Annotated in this window: 23 protein-coding genes and 1 pseudogene; 15 read left to right on the forward strand and 9 right to left on the reverse strand. The window is 44.2% G+C overall.

All coding sequences use genetic code 11. From position 1 onward, the window contains the following. Positions 1-25 precede the first annotated feature (25 nt). Positions 26-721: a DJ-1/PfpI family protein gene (locus tag DSM107010_RS08415; RefSeq protein ID WP_106170506.1), complete on the forward strand. Its 696-nt coding sequence runs from the start codon at positions 26-28 to the stop codon at positions 719-721. 65 nt (positions 722-786) lie between these two features. On the opposite strand, the gene trmB is transcribed toward DSM107010_RS08415, so the two are convergent. The 5 genes from trmB to DSM107010_RS08440 form a co-directional block, all read right to left on the reverse strand. After that, positions 787-1,416: a tRNA (guanosine(46)-N7)-methyltransferase TrmB gene (gene trmB / locus DSM107010_RS08420; RefSeq protein WP_106170508.1), complete on the reverse strand. Its 630-nt coding sequence runs from the start codon at positions 1,414-1,416 to the stop codon at positions 787-789. A gap of 198 nt (positions 1,417-1,614) precedes the next feature. After that, complete coding sequence (locus tag DSM107010_RS08425; protein WP_041463243.1) at positions 1,615-2,823, reverse strand: FIST signal transduction protein; 1,209 nt, start codon at positions 2,821-2,823, stop codon at positions 1,615-1,617. A 281-nt stretch (positions 2,824-3,104) separates the two neighbouring features. Continuing rightward, complete coding sequence (locus tag DSM107010_RS08430; protein ID WP_127022757.1) at positions 3,105-4,736, reverse strand: ArnT family glycosyltransferase; 1,632 nt, start codon at positions 4,734-4,736, stop codon at positions 3,105-3,107. Positions 4,737-4,894: 158 nt separating this feature from the next. Next, a complete protein-coding gene (locus tag DSM107010_RS08435; RefSeq protein ID WP_106165924.1) occupies positions 4,895-6,700 on the reverse strand; it encodes an ArnT family glycosyltransferase in 1,806 nt (601 codons plus the stop codon). Positions 6,701-6,976: 276 nt separating this feature from the next. Beyond that, entirely contained in the window at positions 6,977-7,591 is a 615-nt protein-coding gene (locus tag DSM107010_RS08440; protein ID WP_015155536.1) for a hypothetical protein, read from the reverse strand. A 210-nt stretch (positions 7,592-7,801) separates the two neighbouring features. On the opposite strand from DSM107010_RS08440, the gene DSM107010_RS08445 reads away from it, so the two are divergent. The 4 genes from DSM107010_RS08445 to DSM107010_RS08460 all read left to right on the forward strand — a co-directional run bounded on the left by DSM107010_RS08445 (position 7,802) and on the right by DSM107010_RS08460 (position 10,670). Beyond that, positions 7,802-8,134, forward strand: a complete 333-nt coding sequence (locus DSM107010_RS08445) for a DUF565 domain-containing protein (protein WP_015155537.1) — start codon at positions 7,802-7,804, stop codon at positions 8,132-8,134. A 106-nt stretch (positions 8,135-8,240) separates the two neighbouring features. After that, positions 8,241-9,164, forward strand: coding sequence for a glycerate kinase (locus tag DSM107010_RS08450; RefSeq protein WP_106165923.1), 924 nt, complete (start codon positions 8,241-8,243; stop codon positions 9,162-9,164). A gap of 4 nt (positions 9,165-9,168) precedes the next feature. Beyond that, entirely contained in the window at positions 9,169-9,540 is a 372-nt protein-coding gene (locus DSM107010_RS08455; RefSeq protein ID WP_106165922.1) for a YunG family protein, read from the forward strand. 506 nt (positions 9,541-10,046) lie between these two features. Next, positions 10,047-10,670 carry a Uma2 family endonuclease gene (locus DSM107010_RS08460; protein ID WP_106165921.1) on the forward strand — a complete coding sequence of 208 codons (624 nt, stop codon included), beginning with the start codon at positions 10,047-10,049 and terminating at the stop codon, positions 10,668-10,670. 114 nt (positions 10,671-10,784) lie between these two features. Here DSM107010_RS08460 and DSM107010_RS08465 read toward each other — a convergent pair whose 3' ends face one another. Further along, on the reverse strand, positions 10,785-12,206 hold the full coding sequence (locus tag DSM107010_RS08465) for a protein adenylyltransferase SelO (protein ID WP_106165920.1): 1,422 nt from the start codon (positions 12,204-12,206) through the stop codon (positions 10,785-10,787). A gap of 292 nt (positions 12,207-12,498) precedes the next feature. Here DSM107010_RS08465 and DSM107010_RS08470 point away from each other — a divergent pair, with 292 nt between their 5' ends. The 4 genes from DSM107010_RS08470 (at position 12,499) to glmM (ending at position 15,459) form a co-directional block, all read left to right on the forward strand. After that, on the forward strand, positions 12,499-12,720 hold the full coding sequence (locus DSM107010_RS08470) for a Calvin cycle protein CP12 (RefSeq protein WP_015155543.1): 222 nt from the start codon (positions 12,499-12,501) through the stop codon (positions 12,718-12,720). Positions 12,721-12,890: 170 nt separating this feature from the next. Then, positions 12,891-13,487, forward strand: a complete 597-nt coding sequence (locus DSM107010_RS08475; protein WP_015155544.1) for a DUF3177 family protein — start codon at positions 12,891-12,893, stop codon at positions 13,485-13,487. Further along, complete coding sequence (locus DSM107010_RS08480; protein WP_015155545.1) at positions 13,484-13,783, forward strand: DUF7734 family protein; 300 nt, start codon at positions 13,484-13,486, stop codon at positions 13,781-13,783. The genes DSM107010_RS08475 and DSM107010_RS08480 overlap by 4 nt, the downstream gene beginning before the upstream one ends. Before the next feature lie 233 nt (positions 13,784-14,016). After that, complete coding sequence (gene glmM, locus DSM107010_RS08485) at positions 14,017-15,459, forward strand: phosphoglucosamine mutase (protein ID WP_015155546.1); 1,443 nt, start codon at positions 14,017-14,019, stop codon at positions 15,457-15,459. A 583-nt stretch (positions 15,460-16,042) separates the two neighbouring features. On the opposite strand, the pseudogene DSM107010_RS08490 reads toward glmM, so the two are convergent. After that, a pseudogene (locus tag DSM107010_RS08490) lies at positions 16,043-17,008 on the reverse strand (aldo/keto reductase). Between the two features lie 29 nt (positions 17,009-17,037). On the opposite strand from DSM107010_RS08490, the gene DSM107010_RS38255 reads away from it, so the two are divergent. From DSM107010_RS38255 to DSM107010_RS08510, 5 genes are all read left to right on the forward strand, one after another. Further along, positions 17,038-17,208: a hypothetical protein gene (locus DSM107010_RS38255; RefSeq protein WP_158631755.1), complete on the forward strand. Its 171-nt coding sequence runs from the start codon at positions 17,038-17,040 to the stop codon at positions 17,206-17,208. A gap of 47 nt (positions 17,209-17,255) precedes the next feature. After that, positions 17,256-18,386, forward strand: coding sequence for a D-alanine--D-alanine ligase family protein (locus DSM107010_RS08495; RefSeq protein WP_015155548.1), 1,131 nt, complete (start codon positions 17,256-17,258; stop codon positions 18,384-18,386). Positions 18,387-18,475: 89 nt separating this feature from the next. Next, on the forward strand, positions 18,476-19,315 hold the full coding sequence (locus DSM107010_RS08500; protein ID WP_106165919.1) for a hypothetical protein: 840 nt from the start codon (positions 18,476-18,478) through the stop codon (positions 19,313-19,315). Between the two features lie 23 nt (positions 19,316-19,338). Continuing rightward, the gene (locus DSM107010_RS08505; protein ID WP_015155550.1) at positions 19,339-19,746 is read left to right on the forward strand and encodes a ChuX/HutX family heme-like substrate-binding protein; all 408 of its coding nucleotides are present in this window, start codon (positions 19,339-19,341) and stop codon (positions 19,744-19,746) included. 18 nt (positions 19,747-19,764) lie between these two features. After that, positions 19,765-20,547: a DUF6816 family protein gene (locus DSM107010_RS08510; RefSeq protein ID WP_041463246.1), complete on the forward strand. Its 783-nt coding sequence runs from the start codon at positions 19,765-19,767 to the stop codon at positions 20,545-20,547. Here the strand turns inward: DSM107010_RS08510 and rpsU are convergent. Both rpsU and DSM107010_RS08520 read right to left on the reverse strand, forming a co-directional pair. Further along, positions 20,544-20,723 (reverse strand): 30S ribosomal protein S21, encoded by a 180-nt coding sequence (rpsU, locus tag DSM107010_RS08515; RefSeq protein ID WP_015155552.1) that lies wholly within the window; start codon positions 20,721-20,723, stop codon positions 20,544-20,546. The genes DSM107010_RS08510 and rpsU overlap by 4 nt on opposite strands. Before the next feature lie 237 nt (positions 20,724-20,960). Continuing rightward, complete coding sequence (locus DSM107010_RS08520; RefSeq protein WP_015155553.1) at positions 20,961-21,278, reverse strand: RNA recognition motif domain-containing protein; 318 nt, start codon at positions 21,276-21,278, stop codon at positions 20,961-20,963. Between the two features lie 258 nt (positions 21,279-21,536). Here DSM107010_RS08520 and DSM107010_RS08525 point away from each other — a divergent pair, with 258 nt between their 5' ends. Beyond that, complete coding sequence (locus DSM107010_RS08525; protein WP_127022760.1) at positions 21,537-23,351, forward strand: ABC transporter ATP-binding protein; 1,815 nt, start codon at positions 21,537-21,539, stop codon at positions 23,349-23,351. Positions 23,352-23,388 lie beyond the last annotated feature (37 nt).

The raw sequence follows: 23,388 nt of genomic DNA on the forward strand, positions 1-23,388 counted from the left end.
GGAAATTTCAGGCAATAGTGAAAATATGACCCTACTACAATTCGGCTTTTTGATTTATCCTGGCGTTATTCAACTCGACGTGACGGGAGCTTACCAAGTTCTGGCATTTCCGCCCAATACGCAAGTACATTTAATTTGGAAAACGCTAGATCCAATCGTCAGTAATGAAGGACTAACCCTGATTCCAACCACAACACTGATAGATTGTCCACCCCTTGACGCGATCTGTGTCCCTGGTGGTGGGATGGGACAAGTTGAAATAATGAGAGATCCTGAAATTCTAAATTTCCTGAAACAGCAGGGTACGACAGCCCAATATGTGACTAGTATATGCACGGGGTCGATGATTTTAGCAGCAGCTGGTTTATTGCAAGGCTATAAAGCAACCTGTCATTGGGCATTTCGAGAGCAACTGGCAATGCTGGGGATTGAAGTTGTTCCTCAACGGGTGCAGATCGATCGCAATCGAGTGACGGGGACTGGTGTCACATCAGGAATCGATCTTGGTTTAACTCTGCTAGGCTTACTCTGTGGGGAAGATATGGCGAAGATGACTCAGCTGATGCTGGAGTACAGTCCCGAACCGCCTTTTGATGCAGGCACGCCAGAAACAGCAGGTGAAAGAGTGTCACAATCTTTGATGCAGTTTGGCAAACCTCTGCTAGAAGCATTCCTAGCTCAAACTAAAGAAACAGCAGCTCACATGGAACTGAAAAGCTGATTCCCAGCGATCGCGCAACAGCTAACCTCCAGGTTACTCTTCCCACCAAGAACATAGCAGGATGACTAACTTCTGAGAAATACAGTCCGATACACGGGTTCCCCCCGCGACAGAGTAGACTGTTCCCTTTCCGTAGCTACGGGTAAAGGGTTTTCTGACAACCAATTTTCACTCTGGATTTGAAACACAGAACAGGCGAGAAAGCGATCGCGCATTTCTACTGCGATCGCTTCAACATCTGATTGTAAAAATACGATTCCCCCAGGAATGAGATATTTGGCGATTTCTTCTACCAACTCCGGTTGTACGACTCGCCGTTTAGCATGGCGATTTTTAAACCAAGGATCGGGAAACTGAATCGTGACGCGCTGCAATACTCCTTCTGGTAAAGAACTGAGGATAGGTAATAGCGAATTATTCACATTACAAAATAGGTAATGCAAATTGGTCAATCCCAATTCATCCCGCCACTTATTCGCCTCATCTACTAACGGTTCCCGAATTTCCAGTCCGAGAAAATTCCAACTAGACTCTAGCTGCGCCATCCTCAACACAAAACGTCCCTTCCCGCAACCTATATCTAGATGTAGCGGTTGGGTAGGCAGAGCAAATATCTTATCCCACTCTGGCGGACTGACCGGAGTTTGATACTTGTTAGCTAACGGATTAACGTGCTGACGAACGCGAATAACCACTAGTTTAGGGAGCAGTGAGCAGGGAGCAGGGAGCAGAGGGGCAGAGGAGGACAAGGGGGACAAGGAAGCAGAGGGGCAGAGGGGCAGAGGGAGCAGAGGAGATCGAATAACTAACTGGTCACTGGTCACTGGTCAGGAGTCACTGTCGCCCCACACCCTTTCTTTACCGATAACTGATAACTGATAAGTGATAACTGGTTACTGTTCCCTACATATAGCAAAAACAGAGGTATACCCGTGCAGAAAGGTACTATTGCCGACAGGACCGATTTCACCGTTGCAGAAAAAGCCACCCAAGGGTAGACCTGGTAAGTATTGGCGGAATAATTGCGAATCGAAATTAGCTTTACCATAAAGTCCTTCACCTCTGCCCAGACAGGAGAACATCAGCGCTCCAGCCGCAGCAGGAGAAGATTGAGTTTGAATTTGATAGCGTTGCAACAAATATTCTAAATCTTCAGCTGAGGTATTGGCATCGCGCAGATGAAACTGAATGCGCTGTCCTGGACGAATGCGATCGCCAATCGCAATTGCGCCAAACTTCGGGTCTACTCCTAGTAAGTTACGGATGAGAAAGTCCCCCTGTTCTAAATCTTGCTTGAATTCGTCTCGCGCTACACCAATGAATAAGGAATTTTGTGCCAACTCGCGATCGTCTTCGCTTAAGTCTTCCAATATATCTCGCAACACTGTCAAGGGGGGTTGAGCTTCTAGTTCTAAGACGATATTGCGATCGCAAGCGCCGATCTGATAAGGTTTGCCAATCGGACGACAACCTTGCGCCACAATAGTTTCCAACACGACATTTCCGCTTAAAGCAACACCGACTGCTCCTTCACGGTAGACTTTATCGTTGAAAAACAAATTGATTCGACCACCCATTTGACTACTGCTGGCAAGTCCGCCAACAGTCACCGAACCAGGATAAGCAAAGTCTAGTCCTGCAAGTAAATCGTTGATTTGAGATGAAAATGGTTCAGCTAGTAAAATGAATTGCGGTGTAGGAGATGCAGGAACGCCCAAAAGCTCCTCCCAGGTATTAGGAGAGCTATCTAAGTCAGGCAATTCCTCTGAGACGATATGAAACGGCGTGACTTGCACGCCAGGAAGATGTGCTAACGTCAAGCTCAGGGCTGGTAAATCTTCTATTTCTTGGGTTTGTTTTTGCCCATCCATCCCAATAATTCCACCACCGCTACAGCCAATTAGCACTGGGATGGATATGCGTTCTTTCAGCAAAGGTAGCAGGCGGGGATATTCGCTGGTAAAAGCCGACGAAATAAAGACTATGCCTAAATCTATTGGTGCTTGTAAAGCAGAAGTTGCCACTTCCACAACTTCCGCCACCGCAGCCTCTAAAGAAGGGCGAGTTGATAGGGCGTTTGCCCACTGCATTTTATCTGCCATGAGTTCTACCATCCCTTCTCGATCTAGATTTATGCATCATTTCATCTAAAATTATGGCAATCGATCTTCCTTAAAAGCATCTTACTTCAGTTATCAGTTATCAGTGGCTAGTGGCTAGTGGCTAGTGGATAGAATTGCTTCCTCTGCTGCCTCAGTTCCTCAGCTCCTCAGCTCCCCTGCTTCCTTGTCCCCCTTGTCCCCCATCTCCCCCTAATCCCCACTCCCTTCGGTCGTGGGGTCCCCGAGTTCCCCCTTGTCCCCCTGCCCTTCTGCTCCTCTACCTACTTGTTTCCATAGGGACGCGGATAGGGTTTAAGGAGATTTTTTGCCTGGTAGATGTGAAAAGTATCTATAGTTGCTCCGCCACGCTTGATGGGTACAGTGCCAATCTTTTCAATCGATTGGAAGTAGAGATTGTAGCGATCGAGAAATTTTTGGTCTTGGACGAAAAGATTGTTGGTGACGTACAAAGCATCTTTGCCAATCCATTCGTCAGGCTTTGACCAAAATGCAAATCCCCGCAAATCGCGATCGAAGGTTGTCATCGGTGTTGGCGCGAGAGGAGCCAAAGCCATCCCTATTTGTCCGGCGAGATAATAACGATTGGTAAACACAAAGCTGGAATTTTGTAAAGCAGAGAGTAAAACTGGTGATGTGGCAAATCCCTGTCTCAACTGCTGAATGTCGAATATTTGGATCGAAGGATCGTCCTCTGGAGGGACAAAGCCGCCAAATAAAGCATACTGACTTGGTTTTTGTAAGGTTCCAGTAGTTACGTGCAGCAATGCAAAGAGCAAGAGACTGCTCAGTGTGATTCCCGTTCCCCACAGCCAGCGACGTACCCAGCGAGGATGGGCGATTTTCCAGGCTGTTGCTGCTTGCCCTAACAACAAAGTAGCTCCCCAAAATCCAGGTGTAGCCCAAGTTGGTAAGATTTGTTTGTATCCTCCCAACCAAGTAAAACCTAAAATTAGGGGTAAAGAAACCCAGAGAATGAATATTTCGCGATCGCTACCAGTTACTATTCCCCGTTCCCCGCTTCCGGTTCTCTTAAACTTCGATCGAGGTAACTTTGCCAATATATTTCTAAAAAATCTCTTTAAGCTAACCCACCACAAAGGAAGTCCTAATGTGGGAAATAAATAGCCAATTCCAGACAAGAAAGTGACAAATAAATCTAAGAAATTGTATCCTCCCGAGGGAATTCCTCGTCGTGATTGAAAGCGGAAAGAAACCCATTCATGCTGGCTATTCCAAATTAAGATGGGAGAAATTGTTAAGCAAAATAATCCTAGTCCAAACAGAGTCCAAGGAGAATATAAGGCAGAACGATAGCGGGAACGAGTCAAACAAAAGCCAACTAATCCTAGTCCTAAAATAAACCCGTGATATTTGCTTAGGCAGGCTAAACCAACAAGTAAGCCCAGAATTGCCAAACGATAGCTGGGCTGGTATCTTTTAGGTCGATCTTTTTCTTGTTTGTTAGGAAAAAATTCCCAGCTAGCGCAGTATAGGCTAGCCGTCCAAAAAAAGATTAAAGGACTATCAGGCAAAGTTAAAACACCAAAACCGATTTGAAAAATGGGGACGAGAGAGGCGATCGCCAGGGCAAATATTCCGGCTGAAGGTGAAAATAATCTTGTCCCAGTTAAATAGAGTAAAAATAGAGAGCCTGTATGTAAGATTAAGGCTCCTAACCGAATGGTAAATTGAGATACTTCCCCTGTTAACCAACAACCAAAACCCGTCATCAGAGCCACTAAAGGCGGATGATCGAAATAGCTTAAATCTAAATTTAACGTGTAGAGAAAGTAATAAGCTTCGTCAAAACCAGGATAAAGCAAAATTGCAATGATTATCCTAAATATCAGTCCTCCAATTAATAAAGCTGCTACTTTTTGGTCATTTGTCATTTATCAGTTATCAGTTATCAGTTATCAGTTGTCAGTGGAGAGTGACTAGTGGCTAGTGGTAAATAGGGTGTAGAGTATTTTTGCTCCCTCAGCTCCCTCAGCTTCGCGACTCTCCCTCAGCTCTCTTCTCTCCCTTGTCTCCCTTGTCCTCTTGCCTCTTACCTAACTCGAAGTAATTGATAGATTCCAGCCTGACTAATTGGTTCGGATTGCTGGGGTGTCAAGCCTGTTTTAGCTAGAGCTTTACTGGGGGCAATTAATAACACTGACTTAGTATCCGACTGTCGATCGCCCAGAATTTGCCGAATCTTGCGCGAAGTGCGGGACGATCGCAGAACGTATGTAACGGGGTGTTGGGTATAAAATACTAAACTGGGTTTGGGAAATCCCTTAGACAGCATAACTAATTCTTCCCCAGGCTGGCGAACTTGGGTAACAGCTTGGGCTAATTGACGTAGAGGAAGTTGTCGTTCGAGATCGACTAAATGAGAGAAGGGGAATGCTACAAAAATCAAAAAAGCAACAAATCCAATTAAGTTGACTCCCCAGAGGCGATGATGCTGGCGTTTAAGTACTAGAATTAAACACGCGATCGCGCTGCTTAACCAAATCGCCGCCCCCATAATTGGTAAAGTCGCCTGTTGTATGCGTGCGCCAATATTGGGCATAGAAGGATCGTCTTCTAACCAGTTGGGGCTGTAATAGCAGGCAAATGCGAGGACAATTAAGAAAATTAGGTTGGCAATGCAACTGAGTTTAAATCCCCACCCAGGACGGCGAAAACTTTGCGTTTGAGCAATGCGATCGCTCCACCATAAAGCCACAATAATGCTAGCCGCAGGCATCAACGGCAAGGTATAGCTGAAATACTTCGTTGCCGCAACGGTAAAAAAGCCCAACACTCCCACAAACCAGAATACGGCAAACAAGCCGAGGTGGTGCGATCGCGGTCGTTCTTGCCAGTGCTGGCGCTGTAAAGGCTGAATGCGGGCGATCGCCACTGGTAAATAAATCGACCAAGGAGCAAAACCTAATAAAACAACAATAAAGTGAAAATACCAAGGTCCCTGGTGTTCGTTGACGACGCTGGTAAATCGCTCGAAATTGTGAACGCCAAAGAAAGAATCAATATAAGCTTCACCATTTGCCAACGTGACGAGAATATACCAAGGTACGGTAATGGCTAACACCAGCGCCATCCCGCGCAACCAGGACATTTCTCGCAACACTTCTCTAACTTTGCCTAGATAAAACAAAAAGCTGAAGATAATCAATCCTGGCAAGACAATTCCCACTGGTCCCTTAGTTAAAATCGCTAAGGCAATCAGAATGTAAAAAGTGAGATACCATCGCGATCGCACCTTTGGCAATTCTGTTTGAGCGTAACCTAGAAAAAAAGCAAACAGTCCGCCGCCAAAACAAGCGCTCAATAACATATCTGAGTAGCCCAAGCGCCCGAAGAAAAAAGTCAAGGGATGAAGGGCGAGCATAGTTGCCCCTAAACCCGCCGTCAGCCATAATTGACTCGGCCTAGAGAGCCGATTTTTCACTGGCAGAAATTCTTTTTTTGCCCTGGCTGCAATGCCATAACGCTTCAGGACGTAAAAACAAAAACTAACTAAACACAATCCCGCGATCGCTGAAGGAAGTCGCGCCGCCCATTCGTTGACTCCTAAAGCGTGAAAGGCGATCGCGATCGACCAATATATCAGAGGTGGTTTATCAAATCGCGTCTCGCCATTGAAATAGGGCGTGATCCAATCTCCCGTCACTGTCATTTGGCGGGCAGCTTCTACAAACAAAGGTTCTGTCTCATCCAGCAGCCCGTTGCTACCCAAGCGCCAGAAAAAAGCCATTCCTCCTAGTAGCAACAGCCAGATAATAGCCAACAGCCAAGCTAAGGCTGTCCGATCCGATCTGTTTTGCAGCCAATGGTCGAGGCTGCGAGCCAAACTCAGTTTCATGCGATCGCGCAGTCAAACGACTCGTATGAGTGGTCGTGTTTAATTGTAGTAGGGAGTGGGGTGACAGTGACCAGTGACCAGTTATCAGTGACCAGTTATCAGTGACCAGTGACCAGTGACCAGTGACCAGTGACCAGTGACCAGTAAATAGGGTGTGGGGTGTGGATAATGGGTAATTGGTAGTTGGTAGTTGGTTAAAAAGTGGTACGTGGTGCGTGGTGCATGGTAGTTTTGCTCCCGATCGCTCCCGATCGCTCTCTTATCCCGACTCCCGATTTAAGGCTGTAAAACTAATTGCCACTCAGAAGTTTGCCGATCTAAAACTGGTGCTGGTGTCTCGCCTACGATATATGGACCCCAATAACGACGCGATCCATCTTCGGCGAAAGCGACAATCACATCTCCTTTTTTCAGTTTCAGGCTGCCTTGAGGTAGGGATAAGATTAATCCTTGGCTGCTACCTTCTCCAGGTGCAAAGTCCCAGTGGATGGGTTCGCTGTATTTATCCTTGCTAGCTGTAGAACTCGTTTCAGGCTGTTTTGTCAGTAGTGCGACGCGCAAAGGTTGCTCGCTTTGGTTGCTAACGCGCAAAGCCCCAGGAACCGGTGCTGCGGTTGGTGCTTGTGGAGTAGACTGAGCTATAGTTGTTGGTTCTGGCGATCGCTCTGATGGGGTAGAGGCGGGTGAAACAATGGCAGTACTGTTAGTTACGTCAGATTTATCTGGGGAATTTATCGCTGATTTCCCTGGCAAGACTGCTGTATCCGATCCCATTGGTTCGACAGTAATCGAGACTTGAAACCACAGCAGTAATATTCCTACCAATCCCAATACACCCAATACAGAAGCAATAATTACCGCAGGATAAGATCCGGGAGATTTGGCGTTCATATTGTCTACAGATAAAGATAATTCTTGAAATTAACGTGCGGTTTGGTGACTGAGCGGGATGCTATTTTTATTAACTGGTTACTGTAAAACTGGTAACTGTTGCGATCGCTCCCTATTACTATTGAAACAGGCTTAAAGCTGGTATGTAATACGGCGAAGGAAATATTAGCTCAAATTTTGTTGTGTCATAGTTAGCACCAATTTCAACAAATGCAAAATACTCGAATTAACGGGCTTTTAGGGGCAATTGCGGCAGCAACACAGCGCTGGTTTTTCAATCCTTGGCGGCGCTTATCTGTTTTAATAGTCAGCTTGCTATTTGGCTTTTTCCTCGGTTCTGCTTTCTCCACCATAGCCGGACAAGCGGCTGATTGGGATATCATCGGCGCTGGGGTTTTGGTTGCTGGCAGCGAAATTATCGATCGCATCTACTACAACCGTATCTGGCAAGCAAGGCGCGGGTTGTGGCTTGAAGCACTAAACGCGCTCAAAATTGGTTTAACTTATAGTTTGTTTCTAGAAGCGTTTAAGCTAGGGTCTTGAATCAGTGACCAGTGACTAGTGACTAGTGGCTAGTGGTTAGTGGAACCAGTGACTAGAAAAGAGTCTAGCCACTCACCATCAACCATCAACCAATGACCAATGACCAATGACCAATGACCAATCGCAGCTTTTACGCTCTTTTTACCCGACTTTCGAGCATTTTTGTCAAAACACCCTTCACAAACCACCACAGCAGTTAGAGGAGACGCTACGGGGTTTGTGGCTACCCTTGGCTATGCAGATAGCCTCCTACCGTCAGGCGCAGTCGCGTACTTTAATTCAAGGCATTTTGGGCGGACAAGGGACGGGGAAGACGACTCTAGCAAAAATCCTTAGTCTAATTTTAGGACATTTGGGTTATCGAACTCTGAATTTATCCCTTGATGATTTGTACAAGACTTATAGCGATCGCCTAGCTTTACAACAGCAAGACCCGCGTTTCATTTGGCGAGGTCCACCAGGAACTCACGATATTCAATTAGGTTTGCAGGTTTTGGATCGATTGCGCCAATCCGATCCCCATTCACCCATTGAAATTCCCCGTTTTGATAAATCAGCTTGGCATGGTGCGGGCGATCGCGGTACGCCTGAAATTGTGAATGGTGCTGATATTGTTTTATTTGAAGGTTGGTTTGTAGGAGTTCGACCGATCGAGCCGAGCAATTTCGATCGTCCACCGCCGCCGATTAATACTTACGAAGATCGGCAATTCGCGATCTATATGAATACTCGATTGCAAGAGTATTTACCTTTATGGGACAAACTAGACCGATTAATAATTCTTTACCCAGTTGATTATCGTCTCAGCCAACAGTGGCGTAAAGATGCCGAACATCAAATGATAGCAACAGGTAAAACAGGAATGACAGATTTACAAATCGAGCAATTTGTAGAATATTTTTGGAAATCGCTTCACCCAGATTTATTTATTAAACCCCTAATTCAAGACTCCCAGCGATTAGATTTAGTGATAGAAATTAATTGCGATCGGTCTATTGGCAAGATTTATCGTCCAGGTCATCCGAGTTAATTCAATGGTATTAATTGCTATGAACGAGAAATTAATTACACATCTGCTGAAAAAATGTTGGTCGCGAGAATCAAGCTCTCTCTATACTCAAGACAATCCTACAAAAGGACAATGTAGCGTGACTGCTCTTGTTATTCAAGATTGCTATGGTGGTCAATTACTTAAAACTAGAGTTGGTGAAAGCTGGCATTTCTATAACTACATAAATAGGATGCGCTACGATCTTACAGCAGAGCAATTTGGTTTACCGATAGAGTATTTAGATTTAGCTGCAACTAGAGAAGAAGCTTTTGATGATACGAATGTAGTGCAGTATAATTACTTGTTAAATGCATTTCAGCAGCGTCTTACAAAGCAGACACAGAGAAGAAAATAAGTGAATTAGGCGGATGAAAAAAACTCGATCGGAATAAAGAGTTTCTGTTATGACTGCCAAAAACCAATCGACATAAAAGTAGGACAAGCAGTAGTTAACCTCTGTCTTAGATGGTTTACTTCATCTACTTGTTCATTTTGTGGGGCAGCAGTAGAATCAGACGATACCGGTTTTCCACCAGATGAAATCTGACAGAGTATTTTATCCGAACAAGGTGAGTGGATTCTCGTAATCGAGAAATTAGAGGTCAGTAAAGTCAAAGCAATCAAAATATTACGTCAAGCTCTGAATCTATCAATTGTAGAAGTAAAAAAAATGTTAGAAAACTATTCTAATATCCTCATAAAGGGGACTCTAATTGAGATGCAATGGTTAAAAGAGATTTTAGCAAACGAAGGAATACAAGCTACAATAATCAAACAAAAATAGAATACTGAAAATTTGCCATCACATCTCTAACTAAAAATGTTACGATAAAATATAAAAATCCAGTAGTAGATAAACTCGTGTCTACCTTTCTTTCATCTAGCGTCCTAAACTTCGAGCAACCTCCGATCGTGCCAACTGAACCAGTATGGCGCTTCAGTGTCGAGCAATATCATCAAATGATTCATCTTGGCATTTTAACTAAGGACGATCCTGTGGAATTATTAGAAGGGTGGATAGTCCGAAAAATGCCAAAAAACCCCTTACACCGCGCGACAACAAAACTAACTCGCAACGCCCTAGAACAGATTGTACCGGAGGGGTGGTATGTAGATGCACAAGAACCTATTACTCTGGATGACAGCGAACCTGAGCCTGATGTCGTAGTTGTTAAAGGTAATACTCGCGATTATCTCGATCGCCATCCAGGTGCAAAAGATGTAGCATTAGTTATAGAAGTTGCAGACTCTACTTTAGAGCGCGATCGCAATTCTAAAAAACGCCTTTATGCGCGTGCAGGCATTTTATTTTACTGGCTTGTTAATCTTCCCGAACAAAAAGTAGAAGTTTATACACAGCCTACAACCTCAACAATAAAACCAACATATCAACAACGCCAAGACTACAGCTTATCTGACGAAATAGTTGTTTTCATTGAAGGATTAGAAGTCGGTCGTATTACTGTACGCGATAGAATTCCATAAAATATTAGAAATCTCTTTGTGTCTTTACTTTGCGTCTTTGCGCGGACACTTTCCTCAACGGGGGATACCCCCGCACGTAAGTGTCCTTGTCTTTGCGCGACACAAAAAAAGACCTTACTGCCCTCCTTGAATCTGCCTTACCAAATCGTAAAAAGGCTGCCAATCATCCTCATTTATAATCGCCTCCCAAACCGATTCTATAACTGGTCTTAGCAAAGCAACATTAGGATTAACTTCTTGCAATCTCCGAGAAACATTATCCATCTCTTCCCGAGAAAGTTGACCTAAAACCTGATGATAAAGTCTTCGCCATTCATCCCAGTAATCTAACGGTAAGACATCCACCAAAAACAGAATTGAATTCACATCCTCGCGCCAACTAGGCGAAAAGCTTTCAGTCAATTGAATAAAGAAATGATGGTAAGAAATCTGAGTCTCTTTAAGCAAACTCACCGTCAATTGCAACAACCGATCTAATTCAGATGAATTTGTCGCAACCAACCCCAACTTTTGTAGCATCAAACTTCGATAGGCGATCGCATAACATTCATCAAATTTTGCTAATCCAGCTTCCAGATCGTTCGCATCAATAACCGCTTTTAACGGCTTCTGAAGCATTGCCAAATTCCACTGACAAATATTTGGCTGTTGTCCGTAACAATAACGCCCTGAATAGTCAAAATAAGCCGCAGTAAATAGCGGATCGTAAGTAGGAATGAAAGCATAGGGACCGTAATCAAAACTTTCACCCGTAATCGACATATTATCCGTATTCAAGACCCCATGACAAAATCCAGCCGCCATCCACTGAGCAGTTAATTCCGCCACTCGCTGGACTAGCTCGGCATAAAATAGGGCATAAGCATCAGATTTACCCCAAATGTGTGGATAGTAATATTCGATCGCGTGGTCTACAAGTTTCTTAATTAAATCTGCACGTTTGAGATAGTGCAAGCGTTCAAACGTCCCAAAACGAATGTGCGATCGGCTAAATCTTACCATTACCGAAGATCGCGTCGGGGAAGGTTCGTCACCGCGCCACAGTTGTTCCCCCGTCTCGACTAAACTGAAACAGCGAGAAGTCCGCACACCCATGTAATGCAAAGCTTCTGCTGCTAAAACTTCCCGCACCCCTCCCTTAAGAGTTAACCTACCATCGCCGCCACGGGAATAAGGAGTTGTGCCACTCCCTTTTGTGCCAAAATCGTAGAGTTCGCCGTCTACACCACGCACTTGACCGTAGAGAAAACCCCTCCCATCACCCAAAAACGGATTATATTCGCCAAACTGATAGCCGTGGTAGCGCAATGCTAGTAAAGGTTCTCGTCCTTGAAATTTACCAAAAGCCTCGATAAAATCTATATCCTTTACTGCTGCGGGATCTAGTCCAATTTGAGGTAACAGGCGATCGCTACGATAGCGCAAAATATGTTGCGGAAATTCGGCGGCGCTAACTTCATCAAAATAATCGTCGCCGAGAGATTCTAAAGCAGGTTCGTAGTCGAGGGACAGAAAAGGATTGGGTCTACTATTCATTACCAGCAGGTTTAATGAGCTGCATAGTCTATTGTTGCATCTAGACTTGTAGGTATTTCTTCCTTTTGTCCGATCTAAACGCAGAGGTTAGATTGTACGATCGGTGAAAGAATATGATTGTAGTTGCTTGTATTCAATGATAAGTGACTGCCCTGTTCGTTTGCTACAGCCAACTAGAGCGAGTTAAAGATCGCTTTACATCACAATCGCCGAAAAAACCTTTGACAATCGCTTTTGACAATTGCGAAGGTTTTCTATACTGAGAAGAGGAATACTGGACTACTTAATATCTATGAGCAACATCCAAGATCAAATCGAACAAGCAAGAGAGCAAGCCAGGCAAGCTTGTGAAACCAGCGGTGAAGATTCTGCTGATTGCGCAGTAGCTTGGGACACAGTAGAAGAATTACAAGCTGAGGCTTCCCACAAACGGCAGGTCAAGCCCAAAAATTCTCTAGAAATGTACTGCGATGAAAATCCTGATGCTGCTGAATGCCGCGTTTACGACGAATAAAGTTCGAGTTAGCATTACCGAACATTAACTTAGATGGCAACAAGGATAACTTTTCTGTATCCTTTGTTGCTATTTTTCATTAAATCATTGGCACTTTGCGATTAGCAATTATTATTGTTATCGGTGGTTGAATACACAAACCTTAGTCCTCGATCTCTAGCCTCCGATATATGCAAAGCGATATTTGGTTTCGACCTTTCATTTGGATGGATTTTCGTTTGGCGCTGTTATTTACCGTCATAGCACCATTAGTTTTAATTATCTGGGCGTTCGTGCGGAAAGTAGAACCTATGCAACACCTGCTGGCAATTTACTGGCGGGTGGCGAGTTTGCTAGCGATCGCATTGTACGTGTCTATCGCACCGTTTCAAGTTGGATTCATTGCGGGATTGATGTCACGCATTCTCATTCCACTATCTCTCTGGTTTTGGATCGATCTCAACGAAGAAATTGAAGACCTGCCAGGTAGTGCTTTGAAACTCAGCTTCAATGCTTGGCGCTGGGCGGTGACGCTTTACTGTATTATCGGCGCGATCGCTCAATTACCGAGTTTGCAGTGTGCCTTTTCAGATACGTTCTTGCAAGATCCGTTGTGTCAAGCTTGGCTGGAAGTGCCTTTAGTTTATAAAGATATCTTTCATCCAAACACGCAAGCAGGTTTCCTCGGCTTTATTGGTGGCATGGGTTTAGTTGTTTACGTCTTGTACTTAATCTATTTTGTTTTCCTTAAACTAGGTAAACAAGGACGATTTGCAGTCAGACAATGATAGATTCTGCGGGAAAACGACTGGAAAAATATTCGGCGATCGCCAAACAAGAGGTTTTGATCGTCACTGTGGAGATTGACGGTGTTGGCGATCGCATTGCGATCTTCAAAGGTTTCTCCAGTTCGTTAACCAGTCCTACAGCCTTCGATCCAGACGTTCCAGTCATTCCAGATACGGCGAGGATTGTGGCGATCGATCGCGTCGCCAGTCCCTACAATCCTCAGTCTCCTCAGTACATTCAGCAGGGGCTGACTTGGGAGGAATTTCAACCGCTACTAACGGCTTTGGGGATATAGCGCTGCTTGCAGGCAAATTTAAGCAAACAAATTTAAATTTTGAATAAAATTACACCTTCTATCGCTCTTGCTGCACTCAGAAGATAGTAGGATTGCGAATGAAAGTCTACTAACGTAGTACTAAGAAAATACTAAAAATATTTTTGTTTTACAAAAATCTACCGAAATTTTTAAGGAAGTGTTATTCTCCAAACGTGGGTATTACGTGAGGAGTTAGGAGTCAATAGTTTAATATGCTAAAGCAAAATTATAAACGCGATCGCCAAAATAAAACAAATATACTATCAAATAGCAACTCGCAACTCGATCTTCCCGCTACCGCTTTATTTGGTACAGACGGCATTCGGGGACGAGTAGGAGATTTACTCGATGAAGCTTTGGCTTGGCAGGTAGGTTTCTGGACGGGTCAAGTTTTACAGCAGCAGACAGACAACGATCTCAGTCCGGTTATCGTGGGGCAAGACTCCAGAAATTCGAGTGAAATGCTAGCAACTGCCTTATCTCAAGGTCTTGTAGCTGCGGGACTAGATGTTTGGCATATCGGTCTATGTCCGACTCCTGGCGTTGCCTATCTCACTAGTGCTAGCAATGCCGCAGGTGGAGTTATGATCTCCGCCAGCCACAACCCTCCAGAAGACAATGGAATTAAAATTTTTGGCAGCAATGGCGCTAAACTTTCTCAACCCTTACAAGAAGCAATTGAAGCAGGGATCAGAGGAAAGGCAGTACCCACCTCTATTCAAGGTCAGGGATATTATGTTCGGCGACCGGAGTTAGTTCAGAAATACGTCGAATCTTTAAAAGTGCCGCTATCGCCCAATCATGGCGATTTTAGTGGAATGCGTGTCGTGTTAGACCTGGCTTGGGGGGCAGCAGTTGGATTAGCACCGAGTTTGTTCCGCGATCTAGGTGCAGAGGTAATTTGTTTGCACGATCGACCCGATGGCGATCGCATTAACGTCAACTGCGGTTCCACTCACCTCGGACTGCTGAAAACAGCCGTTAACCAAAATTCAGCCCACCTGGGATTTGCCTTTGATGGGGATGCCGACCGAGTGCTAGCAGTCGATTGTCAAGGTAGACCTGTAGATGGCGATTACATCCTTTACTTATGGGGTCAAACCTTGCGACAAGCGCAAAAATTGCCAGATAACTTGATTATTTCTACTGTCATGGCAAACTTGGGTTTCGAGCGGGCGTGGCAAAAGCAAGGTGGTAAACTGATTCGGACGGCTGTAGGCGACCAATACGTACAAGCAGAAATGGTACGAACTGGAGGTATGTTAGGCGGAGAACAGTCAGGACATATCCTTTGCCGTCACTATGGTATTGCTGGAGATGGTTTATTAACTGCCCTCCACTTAGCTGCATTGGTTAGACAGGCAGGAGTCTCTTTAACCCAATTAGTAGACCAAAGCTTTCAAACTTATCCGCAACTATTACGCAACGTGCGAGTTGAAAATCGCGATCGCCGCATGAATTGGCAACAGTGCGAACCCTTACAAAAGACGATCGCGCAAGCCGAAGCCGCAATGGGCGATCGCGGTCGCATCCTCGTCCGCGCCTCCGGTACGGAACCCGTAATCCGCGTCATGGTCGAAGCTGCCTGTAGCGAACTCACTCACCATTGGACGGAGACTTTAGTTTCTGCCGTTGAAAAACATGTTGCGGCGTAAGTGTAGAGACGTTACATGTAGAGACGTTACATGTAACGTCTCTACACCAATCGCGTAAAAACTTTTTGGGGTCTAGCTAGTGCTGCTAGACCCCTACAACGTCGGTTGGATTTAATTCGTTCAAAGCAGACTCAATTAATGCACAACAACTAAGGTGAACAACTCTTGGATCTCTAGCATAGTTGCGTCTTTCCAGACCGTAGGTTGGCTACCTTCACTCTTGAGTGATTTACCTATTGGTCTATGCTTGAGCGATCGCAAGTGGGCTTTTGACAGGGGACACTAGGTCATTGCCCGTATAGATTTGTTTTTTGTTTTTGTTTGTGTCCTATGTATCTAAAACTAGCACTGCTATCTTCTTACCACAACCTACTATTTACTAAAATTAAAAAGTTGTGAAATTTCTCCAAGTTCTCGCAATATTAGGTAACGCTCAGCAAGTCAAAAGTTAAAAGTTAAAAGTCAAAATGTTTAAGCCCGCTCGTAGCAGGCGATTTGATTGCACTCATAATGCAAGTTAAATGTGTGACAGCTTAACAGTTAACAATTAACTGCCAATCTTTGACCATCAACTATCAACCATTTAAACATCAAAATTCCACATCACAGGGTTTTCATCTAAACGATCGGTGACGCTTTTGCCGATCGCGTCAATTTCCTACAACTCTTCCGGCGAGAGATAGACATCTGCGGCTTTAGCATTAGCAACGGCTTGTTCGGTGTTTCTCGCCCCAACGATCGCATTGGTTTGCGGTTGGGCAATTAACCAAGCGATCGCTAAATTAGCTAACGAGACTTGATGTTTCTCGGCAATTGGGCGCAGTCGATCTAAAGCTTGTTGCGCCCGCACGTAATTTTCTCCCTGAAACAACCGATTCTTGTTGCGATGATCGTCGGGATGAAATTTGTGTTCGGGTCCGAATTTTCCTGTCAGCAACCCTTGCGCTAAAGGAGAGTAGGCGAGGATAGAAATATTATTTTCTACGCAATAAGGCGTGAGATCTTTTTCTGCCCAACGCCAAAACAGAGAATAAGGTGGTTGAACGCTATCGATCCGCCCGTATTGGGCTGCTTCTGCTAGTTGGGTACGGGAAAAATTAGAAACGCCGATCGCCCGAATTTTACCCTGCTGTTTCAATGTATTTAAAGCACTCATCGTCTCTTCTATCGGTACGACTTCACTTTTATACGAACCAGAGGGCCAGTGAATTTGGTAGAGATCGATATAATCTGTATTGAGATTTTGCAGCGATCGCTCGCACGCTTCGATAACTTGGTCGTGTTTTAAATGATTGGAAAATACCTTCGTTGCATAAACCACGCGATCGCGCACGTCAGAGAGGGCTTGTGCAACGATTTGTTCTGAATGCCCTTTTCCGTAAACTTCCGCCGTATCTACAGTCGTAATCCCAGCCTCAAATGCTGCCCGGATCGCTTTAATAGTTTCGGCATCCTCTATTCCTACCCACATAGCCTTACCAGCTTGCCAGGTTCCCATAATCACGGGAGTAATTTTAATCTCCGATGTCCCAAGCGATCGCAATTCCATGCCATTCTCCCAAGTTATAAAGTTCAGGTATGAAGTTCTGTATAGATTTTAAAAGCCTGACACAGATCGTGCTTACACCTATACTTAGTTATCAGCCATCAGTTATCGGCGATCGATTATCAGTGACATCTTTTCAAGTACCACCCAACTACCAACTACCAACTACCAATTACCGATTACCACTCTTTCCCCAGTTGTGATAGGCTATTGCGCATTAATAGTGTCTAGAGGCTGAGAGGATAAAAAAATGAAGGTAGGACTGTTATTCGGTGGACGATCTGGGGAACATGAGGTGTCAATTAATTCGGCAAGGGCGATCGCTAAAGCCATCTCAACCGGAGAAAACCGAAATAAGTACGAGCTACTACCATTTTATATCCAGAAAGACGGGCGCTGGCTGGCAGGACAAGCATCTCACAAGGTTTTAGAGTCGGGGGTTCCTATACTCACAACGGCTGATTCTGTTGCTTCTCAGTCTCACTTAGGCGGATGGGAAGATGAGGAGATGAAAAATAGCAGCCAACTAGACAACTTCCACGATGCAAAAATGCTCGATTGCATCCCAGCTTCTTTACCCCAAGTTGCATCTGTCGATGTCTGGTTTCCAATCTTACATGGACCTAATGGAGAAGATGGGACGGTGCAAGGACTGCTGAAATTAATGCAAGTCCCCTTTGTTGGTTCTGGTGTTTTGGGTTCGGCGCTGGGAATGGATAAAATCGCGATGAAAATGGCATTTGCCCAAGCGGGATTACCGCAGGTAAAGTACGTCGCCGTCAATCGTTCTCAAATCTGGTCAAATCCGTGCGTATTCCCCAAACTTTGCGATCGCATTGAAGAAACTGTGGGTTATCCCTGTTTTGTCAAGCCTGCTAACTTAGGTTCTTCAGTTGGAATTAGTAAAGTGCGATCGCGATCGGAATTAGAAACTGCTCTCGACAACGCTGCTAGCTACGATCGCCGTATAATTGTCGAAGCTGGTGTGGTTGCAAGAGAGCTAGAATGTGCGGTTTTAGGTAATGATGAACCCAAAGCCTCAGTAGTGGGCGAAATTACTTACCAAAGCGATTTTTATGATTACGAAACCAAATACAGTGCAGGGATGGCAGATATTATAATTCCCGCCGCCATTCCAGAAGCTGTTGCCGCTCAAATTCAGCAAATGTCTCTCGAAGCTTTCGCAGCTGTCGATGCTGCGGGATTGGCTAGAGTAGACTTTTTCTATACCGAAAGCGGCGAAGTCTTAATCAATGAAATTAATACCATCCCTGGGTTTACTGCGACTAGTATGTATCCCATGATGTGGGAAAAAAGTGGTATTCCTTTTCCAGAATTAGTCGATCGATTAATTCAATTAGCTTTAGAAAGAAACAGTTAACGGTTATCAGTGTACAGACCTTACCTGTAACGTCTGTACAAGTTATCTAGCCACCAGCCACTAGTTCCACTAGCTACTTACTTTTTCTAATGCAGTATCAAAATAATTCGCAACATACTATTACTAAGCCTCTTGCTTCAGACGATGAAATTAAAAGAGTTAAAAAGCAAAACGAACGAAAAAAAGTAGCTAATTCTTATTTTTTTCGAGAACTGATTCAGCGCCATCCAAGGTGGGTTTTGCTTGGAGTTAGTGCTTTTTTATTATTCGCTATTTACTCTTCTATCACGAGTATATTTCAGATTGGCGTTCTGAAAGAAGAAACTGGAACGACATCTATAACTCCTGTAAATACTTCAAATTCTTCACCTGCATCGTCTGATAATTCTTTGTCTTCGTGGTTGCTAGGTGCAGTTACTCTGGGGGCTGCTGTAGGTGGAGTTGCGATCGCCAAGCGTTTGTCTAAGTCATCGTCGGACTTGTCTCAATTTTTCTTACAATTTCACTCTTCTCCTCAGCAACAATTTTCGCCATTGCGAGAATCAATTCTCAGTCTTTCCTCTCTCAAACTTTCAGAACCGAAACCGACTTGGGTAGAATCTTCTATGGAGACAGAATCGAAGTTAAATATCTATTCAGAAACAGACGAATTTACTATTTTGATAGAAGAAGATTCATTAGACGATGGAAAAGAACACTTTTTAGAGACGCTAGAACTAACACCAGAAGAGAAAAATCTTATCTTTGAAAATATTGTTTTTCATCAGAGATCGGAATTATCTTCAGTAGAAGATATCTCCCCTTCTGAAACTGAATCGAATTCAGTACCAGAAAATGATGTATACTCTCCTTGTAGTAGATCTTTAGCAGAAATGTTAGATCTGCGTCAGAAACTTTCTCTAGCAACACTGTTAGAAATTGACAAATAACAGCCTTAGTTCCTTATCTCCTCATGTCTGCCACACTAAAAGAATTCTTGGAAGCCTGCGAAAGCCTCTCCACGCTGCGGATCATTGTCACTAGCAGCGCGGGTGTTTTAGAAGTCCGCAGTAAGTTACAAAAGCTGTTTTATGCTGAATTACCCAAAGGAAAATATGCAAATATGCACGCCGAAGACTTTGAATTTCACTTGAATATGGATGAAATTCAGCAAGTTAAGTTTGAGACTGGGGAAGCGAAACGAGGTAATTTTACAACATATGCAATTCGATTATTAGACAAACAAAATCAGCCTGCTTTGAGTTTATTTCTACAATGGGGCAAACCAGGAGAATACGAACCTGGACAGGTAGAAACTTGGCATTCCTTACGAGAAAAGTACGGTGAAGCATGGGAACCCGTACCAGTTGAAAGTTTATAAGTGTTGAAAAACTTTCTCGTGAAAAAAATTTTGCTGCTATCCCTAACTCTAGTCTTATTCTTATTCTGGATAGGTGAAGCTAATGCCGGACAATTAAGCGATCGCATTGCAACCTTTCCTAAGTGGGATAATAAGCCTACGGTACAGGTTGCATCTGGCGATTTAGTCTATCCAGAGTGGATGGCAGGAACTTGGATGGTAAAAAGTACTTTAGTTGATTTGATTGCTCCTTTAGCCCCAGAGATTACTACCCCTGGATTTGAAGGTAATCGGCGTTATTTGAACCAATCAGTCCAGTTTCAAGTCAAATTTATCAAACAAAACTTACTCGGACAGCCCTCAAAGTTAATTCCCCAGCCTGTGAAGGTAAAATCGGCTGTGGTAGCAGATCGAGCTTTTAATGGTCTAAGTCTAGCAAGAGCATATCTGGGCGATCGCACCGTGAAAGCAGTAAAAGTCGATCCAGACTCGCCCAACCGTCAGATTACCTTATTACAAGGCGATCGCCAACTCATTTCAATTGTGACTGGTCGTACTACAGAAGTGACAGCAGAGAATGGATATGTTACTACAGAAATATTCGGGCAGCAATTTCGCGGTAATAGGGTGCGTCCCTATTTCAACCAAGTAGAATCGACAACCGCATATCACTACGTACCCAATTCTACTGTTAAAATTGTCGCCGACCAGTTTACGGCTGTTTATCTGTCTGCTCAAGATCCAGATTACTTTAAAGCGGGCGATCGCCCCGTTGCTCTCTATCGCTACCGCTTGGAATTTTCCCCACAAACCGATCTTTAAAAGCGGCTTCTCTTACGTCGTCTGGCGATCGCTTTGCGCTTGCGCTTTTCAATTGGAGTTTCAAAGTGGCGCAGCCGTCTTAAATCTGGGAAAATTCCAGCCTTCGAGACTTGACGCTTAAACCTACGTAATGCCGATTCTATATTTTCATTTTCACCCACAACCACTTGGGTCATCGTATTTCCTCCTAAACTTGCGTTGACGATCGGGCAATTGCACTTCCTCTGAAAAGAGTTTGTGCTAAATTGCCCGTTCAAACTGGTACACTCCTGACAGTGAGTGCAAGACTAACGTTGAACTTCAAGCTATCCAGCTAAATTACAGTAGCAAGTTCTGTCGGAAATGCTAATGCATTCGATCGAAATTGGAAATTCTGCTCTAATTGTAACTGTCTACTTTCGTCTCAAAGGAATTTAGTAGCGATTGCGCGAGTAACCACCGCCACCACCGCCGCGATTATTTCCCCAGCTACCACCACGGCTCTTTTCTTCGCGCGGTCTAGCCTTATTGACCTTAAGTTCTCTGCCCATCCACTCAGCACCGTCTAAAGCTTCTATCGCTGCTGCTTCCGCTGCTTCTGTTTCCATTTCTACAAAAGCGAAACCGCGCGGACGACCAGTTTCTCTATCGGTGGGTAGTTGCACCCGCTTTACGGTGCCATATTCGCTAAATACTTTGCTGAGTTCTTCTTCTGCGACTTGATAAGACAAATTTCCTACGTATACTGACATTGCGTCCCTCACTGTGTTGTCGAAGTACTTCCGGAGAGGCGCTTGTGAATAATTGAACAAACACTACCACCGAATCTACTTTTCTTTTAGTAGACTAACACAATATTGACTGGGAGCAATGTTGACTTCGAGCAAGTCTCAATTTGACTTAACAAACCTGTAACATTGCCGCTCGATCGCCACAACTTAACTTTTGTAGTATAGTGTAGTATAAGTTTCCCAGTAGCACCGTGCTAAAGAGTTCGGCTCCCAAGCATTATGGCGAAATTTCAAGACTTATTCAAATATTATCGTCCCTGGCGGACAATCGCCCTGTTTAGCATTGCCGCAGCCTGTTTTTTCGAGATTGTCGATTTAGTAGTTCCTTATGCAATCGGACAGATTTTAAACGTACTGTCTAACCACCCCTTAGATCGTCCCATCCAAGAAGCAATCGCTGCCATTTCTCAACTGACTCATTTGCCACGCGATCGCTTTCTATCTTTAATCGTCCTGATGGGTGTGATTTTTGTCGTCACTGTTGGCAAAGGTCCAACGCAAATGTGGTTAAGTGGTTGGTTTCACTGGGATATAGCCTTGAGATCGCGTCAGTATCACACGCGAAAAGCGATTGCTAAAATTCTGACTCTGCCGTTAGAATTTTACGATGTAAATAACCCAGGTAGAATCTCCGGTCGAGTCGCCAGAGGATTAAGCAATCATACTTGGACATATCCAGAGATAGCCGGACAGTTAATTCCTAAACTGTTTCGCGTTCTGGGAATTTTTGTAGTGATTTGGTTTATTGAGTGGCGTATTGCTGTTTTATTTCTAATTTCGTTTATCGTTATTCTCGGTTTTAGTCTCAAAGATTTAACCCGGTTGATTAAACAAGAAGAACGACTCGATCGGTACATGGAAAATACCGAAAGTCGAACTTCAGAAATTATCACTAACATTAAAACAGTCAAAGCTTTTGCCACCGAGGGTTTAGAACTAAAACGCCAGCATCAGCGCCTCAATCGCGAGTTAAAGGTCGTACTATTTCGCATCCATTTAGGTTATGTAAAACTAGGAACTTGGCAAAAAACTGTCATTCAATTATGCGTTTTTGGCGTATTGGGATTAACGCTCAAATCCACAATTCAAGGACAAATTTCGCTCGGACATTTTATCACGACTTTGACTGTTTCTAGTATGGCTTATGCAGAGTTAGAACCGATTAGCAACTTTGCCGAAATTTTTGCCCGTCGGTATGCTTCTATGATGCGACTGCATGAGTTTATGCAACACCCCATAGGTAAAGATGCTGGCAGTCTAGAGACTTCATCTGATGTAACTCAATATCGTTTTACCGGTAAATTGGAGTTAGCTAGCGTTACTTTCGGCTACGATCCGCTACGTCCGGTATTGAAAGAGATTGACTTGTCGATCGAACCTTATCAAACAGTAGCATTAGTAGGGCGATCGGGTTCGGGCAAATCTACTTTGGTTAAACTACTGTATCGCTATTTTGAACCAAACGCAGGACGCATCTTGCTAGATGGACGAGATATTCGGCAATTTGATATTGCCGCTTACCGCAGACGATTGGCGATCGTGCATCAAGAGGTGGACGTATTCAATGGTAGTTTGATAGATAACCTAATTTATGGCAATCGTAGTGCTAGTTTTGAGGAAGTAGAACAAGCCTGTGCGATCGCCCGTTTAGATGAAGTTATCGCGCAGTTACCTGAAAGATATTTTACTGTAGTAGGTGAGAGGGGCGTGCGCTTATCTGGCGGACAGAGACAGCGATTAGGAATTGCTAGAGCATTGTTAGTAAACCCAGATATTCTAATTTTTGACGAGGCTACCTCTAGCCTGGATTACGAATCAGAGAGATCGATTCAGCTAGCCATGCGCTCGATTCTCGGTACTCGCACTACCATCATTATCGCCCACCGTCTCAGTACAGTGCGGGAAGCAGATAAAATTGTCGTCCTCGATCGCGGTAGGATTGCGGAAGTTGGCAGCCACACAGAGCTATTAAACCACGCCGGAATTTACCACCGTCTGCATTCTTTGCAAGAAACTGGAGAATTGCTTACATAAGCCTTGTCATCTCAGATAACTCATGTTACTATAGTGA

It is taken from the genome of Chroococcidiopsis cubana SAG 39.79, assembly GCF_003991895.1.
Taxonomy (GTDB): domain Bacteria; phylum Cyanobacteriota; class Cyanobacteriia; order Cyanobacteriales; family Chroococcidiopsidaceae; genus Chroococcidiopsis; species Chroococcidiopsis thermalis.